Source organism: Cellulosimicrobium sp. E-16 (assembly GCF_049913115.1).
GTDB lineage: Bacteria > Actinomycetota > Actinomycetes > Actinomycetales > Cellulomonadaceae > Cellulosimicrobium.
In genome coordinates, this window is record NZ_CP183974.1 from 2,714,232 (window position 1) to 2,737,400 (window position 23,169).

Here is a 23,169-nt window from a genome sequence, read left to right on the forward strand (position 1 = left end):
CGATGACCGCCCGCGCGGTCCGTGCGGGCGCGCCGCGCCCAGGATGCGGGTCCCTGCTGCGGGGTGCCGCCCCGAGGGGCTACGGTCTGGGCATGGCCGCCGCACCACGAGTCCTCGCCATCGTCCTCGCCGGGGGCGAGGGCAAGCGCCTCATGCCGCTGACCGCCTCGCGGGCCAAGCCCGCGGTGCCGTTCGGGGGCATCTACCGCCTGGTGGACTTCGCGCTGTCCAACCTCGTGAACTCGCACTACCTGCACATCATTGTGCTCACGCAGTACAAGTCCCACAGCCTCGACCGGCACATCACCAAGACGTGGCGCATGTCGTCGCTCCTGGGCAACTACGTGGCCCCGGTGCCCGCGCAGCAGCGCGTCGGCAAGCACTGGTACCTCGGCAGCGCCGACGCGATCTACCAGTGCCTCAACATCATCGACGACGAGCGGCCGGACATCGTCGTCGTGGTCGGCGCCGACCACGTGTACCGCATGGACTTCTCCCAGATGGTCGACGCGCACGTCGAGTCCGGCGCGCAGCTCACCGTCGCGGGAATCCGGCAGCCGATCTCCATGGCGGACCAGTTCGGCGTCATCGAGACGGACCCGAAGGACCCGACGAAGATCGCGGCGTTCCGCGAGAAGCCCAAGGACCCGGTGGGCCTCGCGGACTCCCCCGACGAGGTCCTCGCGTCGATGGGCAACTACGTCATCGACGCGGATGCGCTCATCGACGCCGTGACGTCCGACGCCGCGAACGCGGACTCGCGCCACGACATGGGCGGCGACATCGTGCCTGCGTTCGTCGAGAAGGGCACGGCCGCGGTCTACGACTTCATCCGCAACGACGTCCCGGGCTCGACGGACCGCGACCGCGACTACTGGCGCGACGTGGGGACGATCGACTCGTACTACGACGCGAACAAGGACCTCATCGCGGTCACCCCGGTGTTCAACCTCTATAACGAGGAGTGGCCGCTGCACACGGGCTACACGGGCCTGCCGCCCGCGAAGTTCGTGCACGCGGGCCGCGGTCGCCTCGGGCACGCCGCGGACTCCCTGGTCTCCCCCGGCGTGATCATCTCGGGCGCGACGGCGGTCGGCTCGGTCCTCTCCCCCGGCACCTACCTGCACTCGTGGTCGTCGGTCTCGGACTCCGTGCTCATGGACGGCGTCCAGGTGCACCGCCACGCGCAGGTCCACCGCGCGATCATCGACAAGAACGTCGTCGTGGGCGAGCAGGCGCGCATCGGGCTCGACCCCGAGCAGGACCGTGCCCGCGGGTTCACGGTCACCGAGTCCGGCATCACGGTCGTCCCCAAGGGGACGGTCGTCGAGTGACGCCCTCCCCCGCCGGCGTCGTGCCCGACGTCGTCCGCGCCGCGCTGCCCGTCGACGCGCCCGCCGAGGTGCCCACCCCGGGCACCGACGAGACCGACACCACGAGGAGCCCCCGCGTGACCCCCGACCCCACGAGCGGTCCCGTCCGGCTCCTCGTCATGGACGTGGACTCGACGCTCATCGAGCAGGAGGTCATCGAGCTCCTCGCCGACCACGCGGGGACGCGCGCGGAGGTCACGGACGTGACCGAGCGCGCGATGCGCGGCGAGATCGACTTCGGCGCCTCGCTGCGCGAGCGCGTCGCGACCCTCGCCGGGGTTCCCGTCGAGGCGTTCGCCGACGTCCGGGCCCGCGCGACGTTCACGCCGGGCGTGCGCGAGCTCGTCGCCGAGGCGCACCGCCGCGGATGGGAGGTCGGTCTCGTCTCGGGCGGCTTCGAGGAGATCGTCGCCGACCTCGCGGCCGAGCTGGGGATCACCCGCTTCCGCGCGAACCGGCTCGAGGTCGCCGACGGCCGGCTGACCGGTCGCACGACCGGCCCGGTCGTGGACCGCGCCGCGAAGGAGGTCGCGCTGCGCGAGTTCGCAGCCCAGCTCGGCCTGCCGATGAGCGCGACGATCGCCGTGGGCGACGGCGCGAACGACCTCGACATGATCGGCGCCGCGGGTATCGGCGTCGCGTTCGCCGCGAAGCCCGTCGTGCGCGCGCAGGCGCCCTACGGCGTCGACGGGCCGCGCATCGACGCCGTGCTCGACGTCGTCGACCGGGTGGACGCCGCGCGCTGAGCCACGACCCGCGCGTGAGAGAGCCCTGATCCGTGCGGACCAGGGCTCTCTCGCGTCACGAGCGGGACGCGAACGTCAGGACGGGCGACCCACGTAGGTGAGGAGGGCACCGCGGGGCACCCAGGCGTCCCAGGTCGTCGCGGACTCGAGCACGGAGTACGTCGCCGTCGGTACGCCGACGCGCACCTGGGCGAGCGCCCCGCCGTCGGAGGCAGGGTCGGCCAGGTGCGACGCCGTCGCCGCCATCGTGGGCTCGTGCCCGACGACGAGCAGCGTGCGCACCCGCGAGTCCGTCGACCGGACGAGGTCCAGCACGTCGGTCACGTCGGCCGCGTAGAGGTCGTCGCTCACGACGACGTCGGGGTCCACGTCGCCCAGGTGCGCGGAGAGCAGCTCCCAGGTCTGGCGCGTGCGGAGCGCCGACGAGCACAGCACGCGCTCGGGGACGAGCCCGGTGTCGCGCAGCGCGCCGCCGACGCGGACCGCCTGCCGCCGCCCGTTCAGGGCGAGGGGACGCAGCACGTCGTCGACGCTCCCTCCACCGGGCTCCGCCTTCGCGTGGCGCAGGAGGACGAGGCGGCGCACGCCGCCGTCGGTGGTCTCCGCGCCCATGCGCTCCTCCTGAGTCACTGCCCCATGGCGTGCACGCCGCCGTCGACGTGCACGATCTCACCGGTCGTCGCCGGGAACCAGTCGGACAGGAGCGCGACGACCGCCCGCGCGGCGGGCTCCGCCGTCGTCTGGTCCCAGCCGAGGGGCGCCCGCTGGGGCCAGCCGTCCTCCATCTGCTCGAAGCCGGGGATGGACTTGGCGGCCGTGGTGCGGATCGGGCCCGCGGAGACGAGGTTGGCACGGATGCCGTCCGGGCCGAGGTCGCGCGCGAGGTAGCGGTTCGCGGACTCGAGGCCCGCCTTCGCGACGCCCATCCAGTCGTACACGGGCCAGGCGAACTGCGCGTCGAACGTGAGGCCCACCACGGCCCCGCCGTCGGTCATGAGCGGCTTCGCGGCGACCGCGAGCGACTTGTAGGAGAACGTCGAGACCTGGAGCGCGGTGGCCACGTCCTCCCACGTCGCGGAGAGGAAGTTGCCGCCCATGACGCTCTGCGGGGCGAAGCCGATGGAGTGCACGACGCCGTCCAGGCGGTCCGTGTGCTCGCGGAGGGCGTCGGCGAGGCCGGCGAGGTCGTCGTCGTCCGTCACGTCGAGCTGCACGACCGGCGCCTCGACGGGCAGGCGCTTGGCGAAGGCCTGCGTGAGCTTCATCTGGCGGCCGAACGAGGAGAGCACGACCTCGGCCCCCTCCTCCTGCGCGAGACGCGCCGCGTGGAACGCGATCGAGGAGTCGGTGAGCACTCCGGTGATCAGGAGCTTCTTGCCGTCGAGCAGACCCATCGGTTTCCTTCCGTCGTGCACCCGCCGTGCGGGCGCGCTGAGGCTGAGCGTACTGAAAGAGAGGTGGCGCGGGCGCGCCGGTGACCCGTGGACGTGACCCTCACCACGACGGGCCTACGCGCGGGCCGGGTCGCAGGTCCGCTCAGTGACCCATGCCGAGGCCGCCGTCGACGGGGATGACGGCCCCGGAGACGTACGCGGCGTCGTCGGACGCGAGGAACTGCACGACCCCGGCGACCTCGTCGGCCTGGGCGAAGCGCCCCGCGGGGATCGCGGCCTTGTACGCGGACTGGCGCTCCTCGGGGAGCTCGGCGGTCATCGCGGTGTCGATGAACCCGGGCGCCACGACGTTCGCCGTGATGTTGCGCGACCCGAGCTCGCGCGTGATCGAGCGTGCCATGCCGACGAGCGCGGCCTTGGAGGACGCGTAGTTGACCTGCCCTGCACCGCCGTAGAGGCCGATCACGGACGACACGAGCACGATGCGACCGCGGCGCAGGCGGATCATGCCCTTGCTCACGCGGCGCACGCACCGGAACGTGCCGGTGAGGTTGACGTCGATCACGGACTCGAAGTCCTCGTCGGTCATGCGCAGCAGGAGCTGGTCGTGCGTGACGCCCGCGTTCGCGACGAGCACCTCGACCGGCCCGAGCTCCTTCTCGATCTCGGTGAACGCGGCGTCCACGGCCGCGGTGTCGGTGATGTCCGCCACGGCGCCGAAGACGCCCTCGGGCAGGTCGCCGCCACGGTAGACGGTCGCGACGCGGTCGCCGTTCGCCACGAACCGCTCGGCGATCGCGCGGCCGATCCCCCGGTTCGCGCCGGTGACGACGACGGTGCGCGGGGCGGGTGCGGTGGCTTCGGACACGGTGCGGCTCCTCGGGACGGTCGGGTGGGTCGGCGGCCGGGGACGGGTCCCGCACGGCCGGTGCCGGGTGGGCCTGGCGCGGGCTCGTGACAGGCCCGCGCGAACGCGCCGCACCGACCGTACCGTGCGCCGAGGCCGTCGTGCGCGGTGCGGCAGGGTCACAGCGCTCCCCCACACTTTGTGGGGTCCCGACAAACGTAGACTGGACGGGTGAGCACACGACGCACGGCCCGGAGGTCGGCCGAGGCGGTCCCGAGCATCACGTCAGCCCCGGAGCCGCTGGCCGCCGACCAGTCGCGCCGCGAGCGCAAGTACCTCATCCAGATGGGCATCCGCATCGTGTGCTTCGTGGCCGCGATCCTCGTCGCCCCGAGCTGGTTGACCTGGGTGTTCGCCGCCGCGGCGATCGTCCTGCCCTACAGCGCGGTGCTCATCGCCAACGCCGGGCGCGACCAGGCCCACTACGACACCTCGCCGATGGAGCACCGCGCGCTGCCCGCCGCCGGGGTGCCGGGATCCCACGGGATCGCCGGCGGAGAGTCGCCCGACCCGCAGGACCACGAGGAGGACAACCGGTGACCGACGTCCTGGGCCTCGCCGACCCCGTCGGCGAGGAGGATCTGGTGTGCAGCGCCAAGGGCTGCCGCGAGGAGGCCGTGTGGGGTCTGCTGTGGAACAACCCCAAGATCCACACGCCCGAGCGGCGCAAGGTCTGGCTCGCGTGCGACGCGCACCGCGAGCACCTGGAGACGTTCCTCGGCGCCCGCTCGTTCTGGCGCTCGACCGTGCCCGTCGACGAGCTCGAGCGCCGGGCGGCCCCGTGACGCAGGCTGCACCGTCGAGCCCGGCTCCGGGTGCCCCGGCAGGCCCGACGCCGGAGCGCACCACCGCGGACGCCCACCAGCCGCGCACGCCGCGGCAGTGGGTGACGCTCGCGGTCGGGGTCCTCGTGCTCGTCGCGCTGTGCCTCGTGGCGGGGCGCTGGCAGTGGAACCGCTACGTCGCCCGCGAGGCGGAGATCGAGCGCATCGAGACGAACTACGCGTCCGGACCCGTCCCAGTCGACGCGGTCCTGGACGGTCCTGGTGCCACGCTGGACGAGGCCGACCTGTGGCGCCCCGTGACGCTCGAGGGTCGTTACGAGACCGACGCCACCGTGCTCCTGCGCAACCGCCCCGTGGGCGGCAGCCCCGGCTTTCACGTGCTCGTCCCGTTCGTGACGAACCCCACGCCGTCCGCTCCCGACGGGCTCGTCGTGGTCGTCGACCGCGGGTTCGTCCCGCTCGGGACCGACGCCGTCACGCCGGGCGACGTCCCGGCGCCGCCGGACGGCGAGGTCGAGGCGACCGTGACGCTGCGGGGCGACGAGCCGCCGTCGGGCCGGGACGCACCCGACGGGCAGGTCCAGGCGATCGCGACCGACCAGGTGCTCGCCGCCGGACCGGACGGCGCCGCGTGGGCCGAGGGCCGGACCGTCGGCGCGTACGGGCAGCTCCGCACGGAGGTGCCGCCGGCCGACGAGACGCTCGAGGCCCTGCCCAAGCCCGACACCGACCCCGGGTCGCACCTGTCGTACGCGTTCCAGTGGGCGGTGTTCGCGATCGGCGCGGTCGCCGGCTTCTGGCTCCTGGTCCGCCGCGACCGGCGCGACGCGCGCGGCGAGGAGACGACGCTCACCGCCGGCGACCTGCTCGCCGCCCAGGACCCGGATGCCGCCCGGGCGCGCCGCGAGCCGCGGTCCCGCCGCCCGAGCGCCGAGGACGAGGAGGACGCCCTCATCGACGCCCAGCTGGGCTCGCGCCCCGGGCTGCCGACCGGTCGGGCCGACGAGACGAGCTCCGAGCACGACCTGCAGCGCGAGCGCCCGCCACTGCGGTAGCCGTACTCGCGCCGCGAGGGCCGTGGGTCCACCGAACGGTGGAGGCGCGCGTCAACCCGGGTCGTGCCGTAACGGTCGATGTAGCCCGGTGACCGGCGACCGTAGCGTCGCAGCATGACCGCTCTGGAAGTCCGCAAACTGCACAAACGCTACGGGCATCGCGTCGCCGTCGACGACGTGTCGCTGACCGTCGAGGACGGCGAGATCTTCGGCATCATCGGGCCGAACGGCGCCGGGAAGACGACGACCGTGGAGTGCGTCGCCGGCCTGCGCACGCCCGACTCCGGGTCCATCTCGGTGCTGGGTCTCGACCCGGCCACGGACCGCGCCGAGGTGCGGGAACGGCTGGGTGTGCAGCTGCAGGAGAGCAGCTTCCCCGACGCGATCACGGTCGCCGAGGCGCTCGACCTCTATGGGTCCTTCTACCGGGACCCCGTCGACTGGCGCGAGCTCGTGGAGCTGCTCGACCTCACCGAGAAGCGCGACACCCGGTACAAGGCCCTCTCCGGCGGGCAGAAGCAGCGGTTGTCGATCGCGCTCGCGCTCGTCGGCGGACCGAAGGTCGCGATCCTCGACGAGCTCACGACAGGGCTGGACCCGCAGGCGAGGCGCGACACCTGGAGCCTCGTCGAGCGCGTCCGGGACACCGGCGTCACGATCGTCCTCGTCACGCACTTCATGGACGAAGCCGAGCGCCTCAGCGACCGGATCGCCGTCGTGAGCGGCGGCCGGGTCGCGGCGGTGGACACGCCAGCGGGCCTCATCGCGCAGGCGAACGCCGAGCAGCAGGTCCGGTTCCGCGTGAGCCAGCCGCTGGACAGGAGCGTCCTGACCGGGCTTCCCGAGGTGACCGACGTCGAGAACACCGCGGACCGCTGGCGGGTCACGGGCCGCGGGCAGCTCCTGAGCAGCGTCGCCGGGGCTCTCGCCCGGGCGCACGTCGTGGCGGAGGACCTGCGCGTCGACCAGCGCACCCTCGACGACGCGTTCGTCGCCCTGACGGGGCGACCCCCGGGGTCCGGGGACGCCTCCGCGCGGAGGGCCGGCTGATGCCCGCGCTCCGGAAGCTGGTCCGGGTCGAGACGAGGCTCTTCCTCCGGGACTCCACGACCGTCGTCTTCGGCGTGCTGTTCCCGACGGCGCTCCTGCTCGGCCTCGGCACGATCCCGGCGCTCAGGGAACCGACGCCGGAGACCGGCGGCCTCCGGCCCATCGACGTCTGGGCGCCGACCGCGCTGGTGTTCGGGATGGTGATGATCGCGGTGCAGCACGTCCCGGCGGTCATCGCGACGTACCGGGAGCGCGGCATCCTGCGCCGGCTGTCGACCACCCCGGCGCACCCGCGGAGCGTCCTGCTCGCGCAGGTGATCGTCGCGTTCGCCTCCGTGGTGGTCTCCGCGGCGCTCCTGGTCCTCGCCGCGTGGGCGGTCCTGGACGTCGCGCCGCCGGAACGACCGCTGGAGTTCGTCGTCGCGTTCGTCGTCGGGTACGGGGCGCTGCTCGGGCTGGGGCTGGTCTCCGCCGCGGTGGTCCGCACGAGCAGCGCGGCGAACCAGGTCGGCACCCTCCTGTTCGTCGCGCTGATGTTCTTCGGCGGGGCGTTCCTGCCCCGCGTCCTCATGCCCGACCTGCTGCGCGCGGTCGGCGACGTGGTCCCACCGGGGCTGCAGGCCCTGACCACGGCGTGGTCCGCCGACGCGGGCGCGCTCACCGCCACGGCCGGTGGCCAGCCGTTCTGGCTGCAGATGGCCATAATGGCGGGCATCGCGCTGGTCGCGGGCGCGGTCGCCGCGAAGCTCTTCCGCTGGGAGTAGGACCGGGAGCCGGACCGGAACAGGAGTCGACCATGCAGGACGCCGGGGCCGTCGAGCGCCCGACCTCCGGGGCGCGCGGACCCGCCGTCGCCGACGGTGCGCCGACGCCGGGCGCCACGACGCGGGCCTGGAAGGCGGACCAGCTCCGGGTCTGGGACCTCCTGCAGCTGTTCACCCCGTGGCTGCTCCTGACGGTCTCGACCGCGATCTACTTCGCGGGGGTGCTTCCGGCCTCCGGTGAACGCTTCTGGCCCGAGGGCGCCTCGGTCCTCGGGCTGGTCGCGGTCTCGGCGCTGTGGGTGCTGTGCGGGCACACGCTTCCCCTGCGGAGGGGGACGCTGCGGCCCGTCCCGGCGGGCATCTACTTCGTCGGCCTGCTGGCGCTGTGCGTCACCCTCATGACCTACTCCGAGATCTTCCTGGTCTTCACCGTCGCGGGCTTCTTCCACGCGTACCTGCTCACGCCCTGGCCGCTCGGCGTGCTCGGCGTCCTCGTCACCTCCGTGGCCCTCAACGGCTCGGCGATGAGCGTGTGGGCCGACCCGACACCGGAGCGGCTCGCCGAGCTCGTGCTCGTCGTCGTCGTGCAGACGGCGGCGATCGGTGCGGGCATCCTGCTGGCGGCGCGCAGCGAGTCGGCGGAACGCAAGCGCGAGGAGCTGGTCGAGCGGCTCGAGGCCGCGCTGCACGAGAACGCCGGGCTCCATGCCCAGCTCGTCGTCCAGGCCCGGGAGTCCGGCGCCCAGGACGAGCGGCAGCGCCTGGCCCGCGAGATCCACGACACCCTGGCGCAAGGCCTGGCGGGCATCATCACGCAGCTCCAGGCGGCGGAACGCTCCGCGCACGCGCCGGGCGAGACCGACGCCCACGTCGCGCGGGCGCTCCGGCTCGCGCGCAGCAGCCTGGCGGAGGCCCGACGTTCCGTGCAGGCGCTCGGGCCCCAGGAGCTCGGGCGCGCGCACCTTCCCGACGCGCTGCGCATCCTGACCGAGCGCTGGTCGCACGACCACGACGTCCGCGCTCACGTCGAGATCACCGGGTTCCGGGAACCGCTGAGCCCGGCGATCGAGGTCTCGCTCTTCCGGGTCGTGCAGGAGTCCCTGACCAACGTGGCGAAGCACGCGGAGGCCTCGCGCGTCGGGGTCACGCTGTCGTACGCAGGCGCCGAGGTGCTGCTGGACGTGCGGGATGATGGGCGCGGGTTCGCCGCAGGGGTCGGCACCGGCTTCGGCCTGACGAGCATGCGCCAGCGGATCAGAGGGGTCGGCGGTCACCTCGAGGTGCAGAGCGCGCCCGGCGAGGGAACCTCCGTGAGCGCTCGCGTCCCGGCGATCGCCCCCGGGGGAACGACGGAGAAGGAGTAGACCGGCCGATGCTTCGACTCGTGATCGTCGACGACCACCCGATCGTGCGGGGAGGCCTCCGCGACACCTTCGCGGACGTCGAGGACATCGTCGTCGTCGGCGAGGCCGGCGACGGCGCCGAGGGGGTCGACCGCGCGCGGTCGCTCGCGGCGGACGTCGTGCTCATGGACCTGCGCATGCCCGGGACGGACGGCGTCGCGGCGACGGCGGCCCTGCGCGAGCAGGTCCCGGATGCCCGGGTGCTGGTCCTGACCACCTTCGACGGTGAGAGCGACGTCCTCCCGGCGATCGAGGCGGGCGCGATCGGCTACCTCCTGAAGGACGCGCTGCCCGACGACCTGATCCGGGCCGTCCGTGCTGCCGGGCGCGGGGAGTCGGTGCTCGCGCCGTCGGTGACCCAGCACCTGATGGGACAGGTGCGCAGGCCCGGCGCCGGCACGCTGACCGACCGGGAGAAGCAGGTGCTCCAGCTCGTGGCGAACGGCTGCTCGAACCGCGAGGCCGCCGCCGCGCTGTTCATCGGCGAGGCGAGCATCAAGACCCACCTGCAGCACGTCTACGACAAGCTCGGCGTCCGGGACCGCGCCTCGGCGGTGGCCGAGGGCTACCGGCGGCGCATCCTCACCTGACGCCGCCCGGCCCGTCGCGCGTGGGCACGGCGTTCTCCGGCGGACGCCTCAGGCGAGCGAGACGAGCTCCGCGTAGTCGTCGCTCCACAGGTCCTCGTCGCCGTCCGGCAGGAGCAGGACACGCTCCGGCTCGAGCGCCTCGACCGCGCCGTCGTCGTGCGTGACCATGACGACCGCGCCCTCGTACGTCTTGAGCGCCCCGAGGATCTCGGCGCGCGACGCGGGGTCGAGGTTGTTCGTCGGCTCGTCGAGGAGCAGCACGTTCGCGGCCGACACGACGAGCGTCGCGAGCGCGAGACGCGTCTTCTCCCCGCCGGACAGCACGTTCGTCGGCTTCTCCGCGTCGTCGCCCGAGAACAGGAACGACCCGAGCACGGAGCGCACCTGGGTGTCGGTGAGGTCGGGCGCGGCGTGGCGCAGGTTCTCGACGACCGTCGCGTCCATGTCGAGCGTGTCGTGCTCCTGGGCGTAGTAGCCGATCTTCAGGCCGTGCCCGGGGTGGACCTCGCCGGTGTCCGGCTCCTCGACGCCGCCGAGGATGCGCAGGAGCGTCGTCTTGCCCGCGCCGTTGAGACCGAGCACGACGACGCGGCTCCCCCGGTCGATCGCGAGGTCGACGCCCGCGAAGACCTCCTGCGACCCGTACGCCTTGGACAGCCCGCTCGCGGTGAGCGGTGTGCGCCCGCACGGCGCAGGCTTGGGGAAGCGCAGCTTCGCGACCTTGTCGCTCTGGCGCTCGCCCTCGATGCCCGCGAGCATCTTCTCGGCGCGGCGCATCATCTGCTGTGCGGCCACGGCCTTGGTGGCCTTCGCGCGCATCTTCTCGCCCTGGGCGAGCAGCGCCCCGGCCTTCTTCTCCGCGTTCTGCCGCTCGCGACGACGGCGACGCTCGTCCGACTCGCGCTGCGCGAGGTACGCGTCCCAGCCGAGGTTGTACTGGTCGAGCTCGCCGCGGTTCGCGTCGAGGTGGAACACCTTGTTCACGGTGGCGCGCAGCAGCTCGACGTCATGGGAGATCACGACGAACCCGCCGCTGTACGACTTGAGGTAGTCGCGCAGCCAGATGATCGAGTCCGCGTCGAGGTGGTTCGTCGGCTCGTCGAGGAGCAGCGTCTCGACCCCGGAGAACAGGATGCGCGCGAGCTCGATGCGCCGGCGCTGACCACCGGACAGCGTGCTCAGAGGCTGGCCCAGGACGCGGTCGTCGAGGCCGAGGTTGCTCGTGATGCGGTGCGCCTCGCTCTCGGCGGCGTACCCGCCGGCGGCGAGGAAGCGCGCCTCGAGCTTCGGGTACCGCTCCATGGCGGCCTCGTGCGTCTCGACGTCGGCGCTCGCCATCGCGCCCTCGGTCTCGCGCATCTGGCGCACGATCTTGTCGAGGCTGCGGGCCGAGAGCACCCGGTCCATCGCGATGACGTCGAGGTCGCCCGTGCGGGGGTCCTGCGGCAGGTAGCCGATGTCGTTGCCGCGCGTGATCTTCCCCGCCGTCGGCTGGGTCTCCCCCGCGAGCGTCTTGGTCAGGGTCGTCTTGCCGGCGCCGTTGCGCCCGACGAGACCGATCCGGTCGCCCGAGGCGATCTGGAAGGTCGCCTCGTGCAGCAGGACGCGGGCGCCGACGCGCAGCTCGACGCCGTGAGCGGTGATCACGGGAGGGTCCTCTCGGGTGGTGCGGTGCCCGACGACGGCCCTCGCCCGGCCGGTCGGCCGGCGGCTCGTCGTGGGGCCGGGTGCGTGCGCCCCGGCGTCCGGGCCTCGTCGATTCTACGGGGGCCCGGCGTCGCGTCCCACCCCATTCCGCCGAGGGCACGTGTGAGGTGGTGCTCGACACCGGGATCGCGCTCGAGCGACGGTCGGACACCCCCACCAGGACGCCTGGCGCGCGGCCCGGCGGTAGCGTTGACCTGTGACTTTCCAGGAGGGTGGCTCGTTCGAGGGCGGGCGGGTCCGCAAGGGCGGCGGGCGGCGCGGCACGATGATCGCGGGCGGCGGGATCGGGGCCGTGCTCGTCGCTCTGTTCATCGCGTTCGTGGGCAACCAGACCGGTGTCGACCTCAGCGCGCTCACGGGCGGCGACGGGTCCGACTCCGGCGCGTACGGCGAGGGGCAGCAGGAGTACATCGACACGTGCACGGCCGAGGAGGCGAACACGACGCGCGAGTGCCGCCTCAACGGCACGGTCCAGTCGCTCGACGCCTACTGGACCGACGCGCTCCCCGAGCAGGCGGGCGTCACGTACGACCTCCCCCAGGTCGTGAGCTTCACCGGGCAGGTCTCGACGGGCTGCGGCGCGGCGACCAGCGCCGTCGGGCCGTTCTACTGCCCGCCCGACCAGACCGTCTACATCGACCTCGGCTTCTACGACGACCTCACGAGCCGGTTCGGCGCGAACGACGGTGGCCTCGCGGAGATGTACGTCGTGGCGCACGAGTTCGGGCACCACATCGAGCAGCTCGTCGGAGCCATGGACGCGGCGGACCGCCAGGGCACGGGCCCCGAGTCCGACTCCGTCCGCATCGAGCTCATGGCCGACTGCCTCGCCGGCATGTGGGCGGGCCACGCCGCGAGCACCGTCGACCAGGACACCGGCGTGACGTTCCTCGCACCGATCACGGACCAGGAGCTGAACGACGCGCTGTCCGCCGTGTCCGCCGTCGGCGACGACCGCATCCAGGAGGCCGCGACCGGCCAGGTGAACCCTGAGGGCTGGACCCACGGCTCGAGCGAGCAGCGCCAGCGATGGTTCACCATCGGCTACAACGGAGGCACCCTCCAGGACTGCAACGCCCTCTCCGCGTCGTCGCTGTGACCGGCAGCGCAGCGGACGACACCCTCGTCGCCGCGACCGAGCGCGTTGCGGGGCTCTTCGGCGACGCTCCTGCCGCGGCTGACGAGACCGGCTGCGGCCGCTGCTTCTCCGAGGCCGAGCTGCTGCTGCTCCGCACGCCAGGCGTCGCGGTGCCGCGAGAGCTCGCGGTCCGGGCCGCAGGGAAGGACCCGTCCCACTGGGACGACCAGCCTGCGATGATCCGCCGCGTGCTCCCCACCGCCGTCCGCGCCCTCGCCGACGGGGAGTCCGAGCCTTACCTGATAGCGCGCGGTCTCGCGGCCGCGGGGTGGTCGACCTGGCCGGCCCCGCAGTCGTCGTCGATCAGAGAGCTTCTTGACGCGTGGTGGACTGCGACGCTGCGCCGGGAGGCGAGCCTGGTCCGCGTGGTGGGAGTCTTCGAGGCCTGCGTCGTCGCGACCGGGAAGGTCCAGCCCTGGCTCGACGTCCTGGACCGCGAGGCCCGGACGAACGATCACGCCTCTCGCCACCGCGACGCGTGCCGGGACGACTGGCGGTACGAGCTCTCCGGCGGGTCCTTCATGCTGTCCGCCTGGTGGCAGGGTTCGTGGGACGACCAGCAGGCCGCCGTCGCCGAACTCGAACGCTGGTGCGCGACGGCGCTCTGACGAGTCTTCTTCGGGAGCTCCGGCAGTACCCAGGGACCGGATACCTAGAGGTCGCGCAGGCGAAGCAGGCTGCGCACGCTCACGGCGCGCCGGACGTGGCTGCGCTCCGCCCCGTCGACGACGACCGCCGCTCCCAGCCAGGTCGCACCGCTGCGCTCGACCAGCTCGTGCGCAGCCTCGACCTGCGCACCGGTCGCGACCCAGTCGTCGACGAAGAGCACCCGTTCTCCCGCCCTGAGCAACGCCCTCCGAGCACCCAGCCGCAGCTGCCTGTCCCGGTAGTCCGGCGACGTCGTGACCTGCAACCAGGCGTCGGAGTCCGCTGCGGGACAGGGGTCCTTCACGAGCTCGACGAGTCCCACCCCGAGGTGGACCGCGACCAAGGCACCCAGGAGCACGCCGCGCGACTGCGGGCCGACGATCACGGTCGGCGACGCCTCGCGGAAGAGCTCCGCCAGAGCCGGACCGAGCTGGGCGAGCAGCTCTCCGTCATGCCACCACCCGGTCGGATCAGCGCGGACGTCGGGATCGGTCCGGTCTCCGACCCAGCGAAGACGCTCCCGCAGGTGCGCCGGGAGCTCACCCGGTCCTCGAGGTGCCGCCCGCTTCACGAGCCTCTTCGCCCTTCCGTGGATCCCGGCCGAGACCGAGGTCGCTCAGAGCTCGATCGAGTACATGCGCGAGCCGGTGACCTTCTCGTAGCCCAGGCTCGCGTAGAGGCCGTGCGCGCCGGAGGGGTTCTCGGTGTCGACGTCGAGCGCGGCGTACTGCATGCCGTCCGCGGCGAAGGCGCGCATCCCGGCCGCGAGCGCCGCGACGGCGACGCGACGCCCCCGGTACGCGCTGCGCACGCCGAGGATCTCGGTGTAGCCGAACGTGTAGCCGCGCACAGGGAAGTCCTCGTCGTAGCGGCCCGCCATCTCGTAGCCGACGACGAGCGGCTCGCCCGCGCGGAGCGCCGCCGCGGTCTCGGGGTCCGTCGTCGGGTCGGCGAGGAGCGCGTCGACGTTGGGCGCGTCGTCGACCACGAGGAACGACCACTGCGGCGCGAACTCGCTGCGCCCGTGCGTCCACGCCTCGGAGGTGCGGGGCTCGCTCCCCCAGTGGTCGCGGAACGCGTCGTTGTGCGCGAGGCGGGTCGCCTCGTCGAGCTCCGTCGACCACGGGACGAGCCGCAGCGACCCGTCGAGCGGCACCTCGGGGATGGGCGTCGTGAGGTCGCGACGCAGGTCGGAGTAGAAGCGGCGGGTCTCGAGCCCGAAGCGCGCGTAGAGCCGCGCCTTCGCCGGCGGGTCGGTGTCCTCGCCGTAGGTGAGCAGGCGCGCGGGCAGCTCCTTGCCGCTCGCCGCGAGGAGCTGGCGCCCGCGCGCGATCTCCCAGGCGAACAGCTCCCGCCCGACGCCGCGCTCTCGGTGGGTGGGGTGGACGCCGCCCCAGAGGAACGCGCGCACGGTGTTCGCGTCCCCCGGGTTGGTGTCGACCAGGGCGTACGCGCGCAGCGTCCCGTCGGTGTCGACGCCGACGAGCGAGTCGGCCGCGAGGTCGCGCCACGGCGCGGTGAAGAGCTCCTCGATCTCGCCGATCGTCTCGCGGTACGGCTCCTGGTCCGCCTCGGCGATGCCGTTGCGCAGGGCAAGCAGCGCGGGCGCGTCGGCCGGATCGGCGGGGCGCCACGTCAGGTCGCCCGCCGTCACGGCCGGCAGGGTCGACGGCGCGGCGGCGCGCTCGGCGATCAGGGCGAGCGTCGTGGGGGCCGGGTTCTCGACCTGGTCGGTCGCGGAAGAGGACATGCCGACCACGGTAGGTGCGCCCGCGCCGTCGGGCACGCGCTTTTCCCACACCGTCCGGACGCTCGCTGGGTCCCGCTGAGACGGCATCCCACGATCGGGCGCGCGCGATCTACGCTGCGAGCATGCCGATCGTCGTTCCCCAGGACCTCGCCGACGCCCGTTCCCGGGCCCTTGCCGACGCGCTGCGCACGCGCGTCGTGGTCGCCGACGGCGCGATGGGCACGATGATCCAGGAGCAGGACCCGACGCTCGAGGACTACCAGGGGCTCGAGGGCTGCAACGAGATCCTCAACGTCTCGCGGCCCGACATCATCGCCGCGGTGCACGACGCCTACCTCGAGGTCGGGGTCGACGCGATCGAGACGAACACGTTCGGGGCCAACTGGTCCAACCTGTCGGACTACGACATCGACGACCGCATCCGCGAGCTCGCCGCGGCCGGGGCACGGATCGCGCGCGAGCGCGCCGACGCGTTCGCGACCGACGAGCAGCCGCGCTGGGTGCTCGGCTCGATGGGGCCGGGCACGAAGCTGCCGAGCCTCGGGCACACGACGTACGCGCACCTGCGCGACACGTTCGCCGAGCAGGCCGCGGGCCTGCTGGAGGGCGGGGTCGACGCGATCCTCGTCGAGACGAGCCAGGACCTGCTCCAGGCCAAGGCCGCGGTGACGGGGTCGCGGAACGCGATGCGCGACGTCGGGCGCGAGGTCCCCGTGATCGTCCAGGTGACGGTCGAGACCACGGGCACGATGCTCATGGGCTCCGAGATCGGAGCCGCGCTCACGACGCTCCAGGCGCTCGACGTCGACGCGATCGGCCTCAACTGCGCGACCGGCCCGGCCGAGATGAGCGAGCACCTGCGGCACCTGTCGCGGCACGCGGAGATCCCCGTGACGTGCATGCCGAACGCGGGCCTGCCCGTGCTCGGCCCGAACGGCGCGTCCTACCCGCTCACGCCCGACGAGCTCGCCGCCGCGCACACGCAGTTCGTCACCGAGTTCGGCCTGGGGCTCGTCGGGGGCTGCTGCGGCACCACGCCCGAGCACCTGCGCCGCGTCGTCGAGGCGGTGCGTGCCCGACCCGTCGTCGAGCGGCACCCGGAGCGCGAGAACGGCGTCGCGAGCCTGTACTCGCACACCGACCTGCACCAGGATGCGTCGTTCCTCGCGATCGGCGAGCGCACGAACGCCAACGGGTCCAAGGCGTTCCGCGAGGCGATGCTCGCGGAGAACTGGGACGAGTGCGTCGAGATCGCGCGCGCCCAGACGCGCGACGGCGCGCACCTGCTCGACGTGTGCATCGACTACGTGGGGCGCGACGGCGTCGCGGACGTGAAGCAGGTCGTCTCGCGCCTCGCGAGCGCCTCGACGCTCCCGCTCGTCATCGACTCGACCGAGCCCGAGGTCATCGCGGCGGGGCTCGAGCTCGTCGGTGGGCGCGCCGTCGTGAACTCGGTGAACTTCGAGGACGGCGACGGCCCGACGTCGCGGTTCGCGCGGATCATGCCGCACGTGGTCGAGCACGGTGCGGCCGTCGTCGCGCTCACGATCGACGAGGAGGGCCAGGCGCGCACCGCCTCGGGCAAGGTGGAGATCGCGACCCGGCTCGTCGAGACGCTCACGCGCGACTGGGGCATGCGCGTGGACGACATCATCGTCGACGCCCTGACGTTCCCCATCGCCACCGGCCAGGAGGAGACGCGGCGCGACGCGATCGAGACGATCGAGGCGATCCGCGAGATCACGCGCCGCTACCCCGGCATCCACACGACGCTCGGGGTGTCGAACGTGTCGTTCGGGCTCAACCCCGCGGCGCGCACGGTGCTCAACTCGGTGTTCCTGCACGAGGCGGCCGAGGCGGGGCTGGACTCCGCGATCGTGCACGCCGCGAAGATCCTCCCCCTCGCGCAGATCCCCGACGAGCAGCGCGAGGCCGCGCTCGACCTCGTGTGGGACCGGCGGGTGTACGACGACGAGGGGAACCTCACGCACGACCCGCTCGCCCGGCTGCTCGACCTGTTCGAGGGCGTCGACTCGGCGGCGCTCAAGGACCAGCGGGCGGCGGAGCTGGCGGCGCTGCCCGTTGGCGAGCGGCTCGAGCGGCGGATCGTGGACGGCGCGCGCAAGGGTCTCGAAGAGGACCTCGACGCCGCGATGGCGTCCGGCATCGCGGCCCTCGACATCGTCAACCAGCACCTGCTCGAGGGCATGAAGGTCGTGGGCGACCTGTTCGGGCGCGGCGAGATGCAGCTCCCGTTCGTGCTCCAGTCCGCCGAGGTCATGAAGACCGCGGTCGCCTACCTCGAGCCGCACATGGAGAAGGTCGAGGGCTCGACCGGGTCCAAGGGCACGATCGTGCTCGCGACAGTGCGCGGCGACGTGCACGACATCGGCAAGAACCTCGTCGACATCATCCTCACCAACAACGGCTACACGGTCGTCAACATCGGCATCAAGCAGCCGATCTCCGCGATGATCGAGGCCGCCGAGGAGCACGACGCCGACGTCATCGGCATGTCCGGGCTGCTCGTGAAGTCCACCGTCGTCATGAAGGAGAACCTCGCGGAGCTCGCGTCGCGCGGGCTCGCCGGCCGCTGGCCGGTCCTGCTCGGTGGCGCGGCGCTCACGCGCACGTACGTCGAGGACGACCTCGCGGGCCAGTTCCCCGGCGTCGTCCGGTATGCGCGCGACGCGTTCGAGGGCCTGCGCCTCATGGAGCCGCTCGTGCGCGTCGCGCGCGGCGAGTCGCCCGACGCCGTCGGGCTGCCCGCGCTCAAGAAGCGCCGGCACGCCGTGGTCACCGTGACCGAGACGCCCCTCGAGGAGCTGCCCGCGCGGTCCGACGTCGCGGCCGGCAACCCGGTGCCCGCTCCCCCGTTCTGGGGCACGCGCCTCGTCAAGGGCGTCCAGCTCGCCGAGTACGCGGCGTTCCTCGACGAGCGCGCGACGTTCATGGGCCAGTGGGGTCTCAAGCCGGGGCGTGGCGACGACGGGGCGTCGTACGAGGGGCTCGTCGAGACCGAGGGCCGCCCGCGCCTCAACGCCTGGTACGAGCGCATCCGCACCGAGGGCGTCGTCGACCCGTCGGTCGTGTACGGGTACTTCCCGGTGTGGTCGGAGGGTGACGACGTCGTCGTCGCGCACCACGGCGCCGGGCTCGCGGGGATCGGCGCGCCCGACGGCGGGTCGGGCGGCGAGCCCGGGACCGAGCGGCTGCGCTTCACCTTCCCGCGCCAGCGACGCGACCGGCACCTGTGCCTCGCCGACTTCGTCAAGCCGCGGTCGTGGGTCGAGGAGACCGGCCGGTACGACGTGCTGCCCGTCCAGCTCGTCACCATGGGCGCCTCCGTGGATCAGCACACTGCGAAGCTGTTCGCCGGGAACCACTACCGCGAGTACATGGAGCTGCACGGCCTGTCGGTGCAGCTCACCGAGGCGCTGGCCGAGATGTGGCACTCGCGCGTGCGCGCCGAGCTCGGGTTCGCCGACGAGGACCCGACCGAGGTGGAGGGCATGTTCAAGCTCGAGTACCGCGGCGCGCGCTTCTCGCTCGGCTACCCGGCCTGCCCGGACATGGAGGACCGCACCAAGGTCGTCGAGCTCCTGCGCCCCGAGCGCGTGGGGGTCGAGCTCTCCGCGGAGCTCCAACTCCACCCGGAGCAGTCGACCGACGCGTTCGTCTTCCACCACCCCGAGGCGAAGTACTTCTCGGTGTGAGGTTCCGGGCGGGTCGCCTGGACCTGGTGGCGGGCTGTTCTCGCAGATCATGACCTGCGGGGACGTCCGCCGGTCACGTATCCAGCCGCCGCTGGACGGACCTCACCGTACCAAAACGTGTTGTTTCTCGTTCGGCTGTGGGACAGCCAGAGGGCGGCCAGAGTGCTTGGGAGACCGGAATCGCTCTGCCCTGCGGCGATATCGCCGTCGACGAACGAGAAACGACACGAAATGCGGTTGGACCTGCACGTTTGCAGTGGGTGAAGGTTCTGACCGCATTGGACTACCGCACCGCTGGGCCCGCCGCTCTGGGTCGCCGACCATTGAGGCGTCTCGCCTGACGCTACAGTCTGCGGGACGACGCGGACCCTTACATCACCGACGTCGCATGTTCGTGCAGCAGTCCCCTTCAGGACCGTCCAGGATCGGTTGACCCAACCGCTTAGGCCGCGAAGGCCGGACTGCCACGACACTGCGAGAGCCCATATGGCAGGTTGTGCCCATGAGTTGGGAGTCGGTGGCCACGGTCCTGGTGGCCCTTGCAGGTCTGGGCGCAACCACGCTCACAGCGGCTCAGGCGCGGAAGCATGCTGAGCGCCTCGCTGCCCAGAACCACCAACGGCAACGCGCGGACCGTGTCCGTCAGGACCGCCTTGGTGTATACGCAGATGCCCTGGGGCACGCGGTTGATCAGGAGCGGAGACTCGATGCCGTTTGGGCTTCCAACAGCGAGCAGGAGTTCAATCTGTCGCCGCAGCCCGCCGGCGCCCCTCTCACTCTGGCATCCATGGACGAGATCACCGTCCGCATGCGCCTCTTGGCTGAAGAGGACGTCGAGACTGCTTGGGCGAAGTTCGTCAGCGCGTGGGACGGGTTCTACTTCTGGGTCAACGTCGATGGTGGAGTCCCAGGCGAAGACCCGCCCGAGTCGGTCGTCCGTCCCTTGCGTGCGGCCATCGCTGATCTCAAGCTCGTCTGCAGGCGTTCGCTCGAACGCGACAAGGATCCTCAGGTCTGACGCGTTCCTTTCAGCGCCCTCTGCCCGGCGCCTGGCGACAGCGTTCTCGTGCGCATCGTGTCTTCTCGCGACTCGGCCGACACGGAATTGGTCGCGCCCGGTCCGGCACTGCCTTCGACGTCCGCCTGATGCGGCCAGTTGTGCAGGCGGTACTCGCTGGTACCAAAGTCCCTCGCGACCTGTTTGTTCGGGGTTGCCGAGGGTGATTTCGATGGTGCGGTAGCGGCGGGCGGTCTTGACGAACTTGCGCAGCGACCAGCTGGTGGTCTCCTCGATCCATCTACCGACGGCGATCGCGGCGAACACGATGCTCAGGTGCGCCTCGATCGAGTCGCGCGTCCTGGCGTAGATCGGCCGGGCGGCGAGATCGGACTTCGCCATCCGGAACGACTTCTCGACTTGCAGCAGGCGCCGGTAGGCGCCGATCACCAACTCGGGGTTCGGGTCGGTGATATTCGTGACGTAGCCCTTGATCCCGGCCAGGGCTCTGGCCTTGGCTTCCAGGTCGCGGTTGACGGCCTTGGTCGCGCCGGTGACCTGGACGAACCGGTTCCGCTTGACCGAGGTGGCCGGCCACGGCGTCTTCGGCCTTGCGGACCTGCTCATCGATGCCGTGCAGGGTGCGTCGACCCCGGTCGTGGGAGTACTGGTAGTAGAAGACCTGGTCACGGCGCTTGTCCGAGGGTGCTGCGGGCCAGGGCTGGGTGGATATGTGCCCGTCCGGGATCTGTTCGCCAGGGTGCTCGCGGTGCCATTTCTCGATCTGGTACGGGACCTCGGGCGTCTTCGCCCCGAGGATGAACGCCAGGCCCTAGGCCTCGATCGCGCGCTTGTTCGCGTCCGAGATCATGCCCGCATCGGCGACGATCACCACGTCCGCCAGGTGGTGGGTGGTCATGAACGACTTGAGCGTCGGCAGCATCGTGGTGGTCTCGGCCTCGTTGCCCTCGAACGCGTTCACCATCAGCGGGAACCCGGCCGCGTCCGTCAGCAGGCCCACGGTGATCTGCGGCTCGATGCGGCGTTCCTTGGAGAACCCGGACTCGCGGAACCCGTCGCCCTCGTGCGTCTCGAAGTACAGCGTGGTCACGTCGTAGAGCACGAGGGTGGCCGGGGCCAGGTTCGCGTGCCGTGCGCACGCCGCGGCAATCTGCTCACGCCACCCCTCGGCGCAGTAGACCCGCAGCCGGCGGGTGATCGTCGGATACGAAACCGTCTCGATCCCGGCCTCGGCGAGCACCCGCAGAGAGTCGAACTTCGAGGTGGGCTCGATGATCCGGGCCAGGACCAGGTGCCGGAAGACCTCATCCCCGGCCGCTGCGGCACCGAACCCGAGCGCGTCATAAGGCGGGACTGCCCCAGCATCGGTTGACTCTTCGATTCAGGCCGCGAGGGCCAGGGTGTTGGCAGCGTAGACGGTCTCGAACTCGACGGGTGTCATACGTCCGAGTCGTTCTTGGCGGCGACGCCGGTGGTAGGTCTTCTCGATCCAGGTGATGATCGCCAGGCGCAGCTCGTCACGGGTGGCCCACCGCTTGCGGTTGAGGACGTTCTTCTGCAGCAGGGCAAAGAAGCTCTCCATGGCCGCGTTGTCCCCGGCGGCGCCGACACGGCCCATGGATCCGGTGATGCCGTGGTGATGCAGTGCGACCACGAAGCGCCTGGAGCGAAACTGCCCGGGCTCAACCGGTGGTCGCAACACCCGAGGTCAGGAGGGTGTTGTGGGACGACCATCGAAGTGGGAGACGGAGACAGCCAAGCGCGGACCGATGCGATCACCGGGGCATCCAGGTCATCACCACGCGAAGGAGCGCGAGTTCTGGGACGAGGTCGCCACGGGGAAGTTGCCGCGTGAGGCCGCCGAGGCAGTGGGCGTGGCGCAGGCCGTGGGTCAACGGTGGTTCCGCCACGCTGGCGGGATGACGCCGTACTCCTGGCCTGCCCCGTCGGGCCGGTATCTGTCGTTCGCGGAGCGAGAGGAGATCGCGATCCTCAACGCGCTCGGCAAGGGCGTTCGCGCGATCGCCACCGCGCTCGGAAGGAGCCCGTCGACGATCTCGAGGGAGTTGCGCCGCAACGCGGCCACTCGGGGCGGCAAGCTCGAGTACCGGGCTTCGGTGGCGCAGTGGAAGGCGGAGCTGTTCGCCCGCCGGCCCAAGACCGCGAAGCTCGCGGTGAACCAGCGGTTGCGTGAGTACGTCGAAGATCGGCTCTCTGGTCAGATTTGCATGCCGGATGGCGCGATCGTGGCCGGCCCGACGGAGCGGGACTGGAAGGGTCTGAACAAGCCGCACCGCGAAGACCGTCGGTGGGTCAATGCGTGGAGCCCGGAGCAGATCTCGAACCGCCTCCAGATCGACTTCCCCGATGATGAGTCCATGCGGATCAGCCACGAGGCGATCTACCAGGCCCTGTTCATCGAGGCCCGCGGTGCACTCAAGCGGGAACTCATCCTGTGCCTGCGCACCGGTCGGGCGCTGCGGATGCCCCGTGCCCGCTCGAAGCGCGTGGCCTGGGCGCACGTCACCGAGGACGTCCTGATCAGCGTGCGGCCCGCCGAGGTCGAGGACCGGGCTATCCCGGGCCACCACGAGGGTGACTTGATCATCGGCATCAATAGGTCAGCGATCGGGACCGTCGTCGAACGCACGACGGGCTTCACGACCCTCGTCCACCTCCCCAGGGAGGAAGGATGGCGCGAGCAGCCCATCGTCAAGAACGGGGCGGCGCTCTCGGGCTACGGCGCCATCTCGATGAACAAGGCGCTGACCGCGGCACTGGCACCCATGCCGGACGACCTGAAGCGATCACTGACCTGGGACCGCGGCAAGGAGATGTCCGCCCACGCCCAGTTCACCATCGACACCGGCCTCAAGGTCTACTTCGCAGATCCCCGAAGCCCGTGGCAGCGCGGGACGAACGAGAACACCAACGGCCTGCTGCGCCAGTACTTCCCCAAGGGCACCGACCTGGCCCGCTGGAACGCCGACGACCTCACCGCCGTCGCCCACGCGCTCAACACTCGGCCGCGGAAGAGACTCGGCTGGCGCACCCCCGCCGAAGCATGGGACGAGCACCTACGATCGCTCGAACAACAACGTATTGCGACGACCAGTTGAATCCGC

At 71.8% G+C, this 23,169-nt stretch carries 19 protein-coding genes and 2 pseudogenes; 13 read left to right on the forward strand and 8 right to left on the reverse strand.

What is annotated here, in order from left to right:
* Positions 1–92: 92 nt before the first annotated feature.
* Together glgC and serB are read left to right on the forward strand one after the other, a co-directional pair.
* Complete coding sequence (gene glgC, locus ACN9MS_RS12030) at positions 93–1,334, forward strand: glucose-1-phosphate adenylyltransferase (protein WP_426308826.1); 1,242 nt, start codon at positions 93–95, stop codon at positions 1,332–1,334.
* A gap of 158 nt (positions 1,335–1,492) precedes the next feature.
* Positions 1,493–2,119, forward strand: coding sequence for a phosphoserine phosphatase SerB (gene serB / locus ACN9MS_RS12035; protein ID WP_426311890.1), 627 nt, complete (start codon positions 1,493–1,495; stop codon positions 2,117–2,119).
* A gap of 75 nt (positions 2,120–2,194) precedes the next feature.
* On the opposite strand, the gene ACN9MS_RS12040 is transcribed toward serB, so the two are convergent.
* The 3 genes from ACN9MS_RS12040 to fabG form a co-directional block, all read right to left on the reverse strand.
* Positions 2,195–2,731 carry a SixA phosphatase family protein gene (locus ACN9MS_RS12040; RefSeq protein ID WP_426308827.1) on the reverse strand — a complete coding sequence of 179 codons (537 nt, stop codon included), beginning with the start codon at positions 2,729–2,731 and terminating at the stop codon, positions 2,195–2,197.
* 14 nt (positions 2,732–2,745) lie between these two features.
* Positions 2,746–3,513 carry an enoyl-ACP reductase FabI gene (gene fabI, locus ACN9MS_RS12045; protein WP_389271577.1) on the reverse strand — a complete coding sequence of 256 codons (768 nt, stop codon included), beginning with the start codon at positions 3,511–3,513 and terminating at the stop codon, positions 2,746–2,748.
* A gap of 142 nt (positions 3,514–3,655) precedes the next feature.
* The gene (gene fabG / locus ACN9MS_RS12050; protein ID WP_426308828.1) at positions 3,656–4,381 is read right to left on the reverse strand and encodes a 3-oxoacyl-ACP reductase FabG; all 726 of its coding nucleotides are present in this window, start codon (positions 4,379–4,381) and stop codon (positions 3,656–3,658) included.
* Between the two features lie 210 nt (positions 4,382–4,591).
* Between fabG and ACN9MS_RS12055 the strand changes: the two genes are divergently transcribed.
* The 7 genes from ACN9MS_RS12055 to ACN9MS_RS12085 all read left to right on the forward strand — a co-directional run bounded on the left by ACN9MS_RS12055 (position 4,592) and on the right by ACN9MS_RS12085 (position 10,067).
* Complete coding sequence (locus ACN9MS_RS12055; RefSeq protein WP_426308829.1) at positions 4,592–4,960, forward strand: DUF3099 domain-containing protein; 369 nt, start codon at positions 4,592–4,594, stop codon at positions 4,958–4,960.
* Positions 4,957–5,205: a hypothetical protein gene (locus tag ACN9MS_RS12060; RefSeq protein ID WP_378232223.1), complete on the forward strand. Its 249-nt coding sequence runs from the start codon at positions 4,957–4,959 to the stop codon at positions 5,203–5,205. The genes ACN9MS_RS12055 and ACN9MS_RS12060 overlap by 4 nt, the downstream gene beginning before the upstream one ends.
* On the forward strand, positions 5,202–6,260 hold the full coding sequence (locus ACN9MS_RS12065; protein ID WP_426308830.1) for an SURF1 family protein: 1,059 nt from the start codon (positions 5,202–5,204) through the stop codon (positions 6,258–6,260). Before ACN9MS_RS12060 ends, ACN9MS_RS12065 begins: the two co-directional genes overlap by 4 nt.
* A 114-nt stretch (positions 6,261–6,374) precedes the next feature.
* Positions 6,375–7,310: an ABC transporter ATP-binding protein gene (locus tag ACN9MS_RS12070; protein ID WP_426308831.1), complete on the forward strand. Its 936-nt coding sequence runs from the start codon at positions 6,375–6,377 to the stop codon at positions 7,308–7,310.
* A complete protein-coding gene (locus ACN9MS_RS12075; RefSeq protein ID WP_426308832.1) occupies positions 7,310–8,074 on the forward strand; it encodes an ABC transporter permease in 765 nt (254 codons plus the stop codon). Before ACN9MS_RS12070 ends, ACN9MS_RS12075 begins: the two co-directional genes overlap by 1 nt.
* Positions 8,075–8,106: 32 nt before the next feature.
* The gene (locus ACN9MS_RS12080) at positions 8,107–9,438 is read left to right on the forward strand and encodes a sensor histidine kinase (RefSeq protein WP_426308833.1); all 1,332 of its coding nucleotides are present in this window, start codon (positions 8,107–8,109) and stop codon (positions 9,436–9,438) included.
* 8 nt (positions 9,439–9,446) lie between these two features.
* Entirely contained in the window at positions 9,447–10,067 is a 621-nt protein-coding gene (locus ACN9MS_RS12085) for a response regulator (protein WP_426308834.1), read from the forward strand.
* Between the two features lie 48 nt (positions 10,068–10,115).
* Here the strand turns inward: ACN9MS_RS12085 and ACN9MS_RS12090 are convergent, their stop codons facing one another.
* Positions 10,116–11,714 carry an ABC-F family ATP-binding cassette domain-containing protein gene (locus ACN9MS_RS12090; protein WP_053371286.1) on the reverse strand — a complete coding sequence of 533 codons (1,599 nt, stop codon included), beginning with the start codon at positions 11,712–11,714 and terminating at the stop codon, positions 10,116–10,118.
* A 256-nt stretch (positions 11,715–11,970) separates the two neighbouring features.
* On the opposite strand from ACN9MS_RS12090, the gene ypfJ reads away from it, so the two are divergent.
* Together ypfJ and ACN9MS_RS12100 are read left to right on the forward strand one after the other, a co-directional pair.
* On the forward strand, positions 11,971–12,873 hold the full coding sequence (gene ypfJ / locus ACN9MS_RS12095; RefSeq protein WP_426308835.1) for a KPN_02809 family neutral zinc metallopeptidase: 903 nt from the start codon (positions 11,971–11,973) through the stop codon (positions 12,871–12,873).
* Positions 12,870–13,520, forward strand: coding sequence for a hypothetical protein (locus tag ACN9MS_RS12100; RefSeq protein ID WP_426308836.1), 651 nt, complete (start codon positions 12,870–12,872; stop codon positions 13,518–13,520). The genes ypfJ and ACN9MS_RS12100 overlap by 4 nt, the downstream gene beginning before the upstream one ends.
* 44 nt (positions 13,521–13,564) lie before the next feature.
* Here the strand turns inward: ACN9MS_RS12100 and ACN9MS_RS12105 are convergent, their stop codons facing one another.
* A complete protein-coding gene (locus tag ACN9MS_RS12105; RefSeq protein ID WP_426308837.1) occupies positions 13,565–14,131 on the reverse strand; it encodes a phosphoribosyltransferase family protein in 567 nt (188 codons plus the stop codon).
* Between the two features lie 45 nt (positions 14,132–14,176).
* Entirely contained in the window at positions 14,177–15,310 is a 1,134-nt protein-coding gene (locus tag ACN9MS_RS12110; RefSeq protein ID WP_426308838.1) for a GNAT family N-acetyltransferase, read from the reverse strand.
* 122 nt (positions 15,311–15,432) lie between these two features.
* On the opposite strand from ACN9MS_RS12110, the gene metH reads away from it, so the two are divergent.
* On the forward strand, positions 15,433–19,026 hold the full coding sequence (metH, locus tag ACN9MS_RS12115) for a methionine synthase (protein ID WP_426308839.1): 3,594 nt from the start codon (positions 15,433–15,435) through the stop codon (positions 19,024–19,026).
* 1,183 nt (positions 19,027–20,209) lie between these two features.
* Here metH and ACN9MS_RS12120 read toward each other — a convergent pair.
* Positions 20,210–21,404, reverse strand: a pseudogene (locus ACN9MS_RS12120) (IS1634 family transposase); the annotation flags it as partial.
* Positions 21,405–21,425: 21 nt separating this feature from the next.
* Positions 21,426–21,719 (reverse strand): annotated as a pseudogene (locus ACN9MS_RS12125) (integrase core domain-containing protein); the annotation flags it as partial.
* A gap of 94 nt (positions 21,720–21,813) precedes the next feature.
* Here ACN9MS_RS12125 and ACN9MS_RS12130 point away from each other — a divergent pair.
* On the forward strand, positions 21,814–23,163 hold the full coding sequence (locus ACN9MS_RS12130; RefSeq protein ID WP_426311891.1) for an IS30 family transposase: 1,350 nt from the start codon (positions 21,814–21,816) through the stop codon (positions 23,161–23,163).
* Positions 23,164–23,169: the final 6 nt, after the last annotated feature.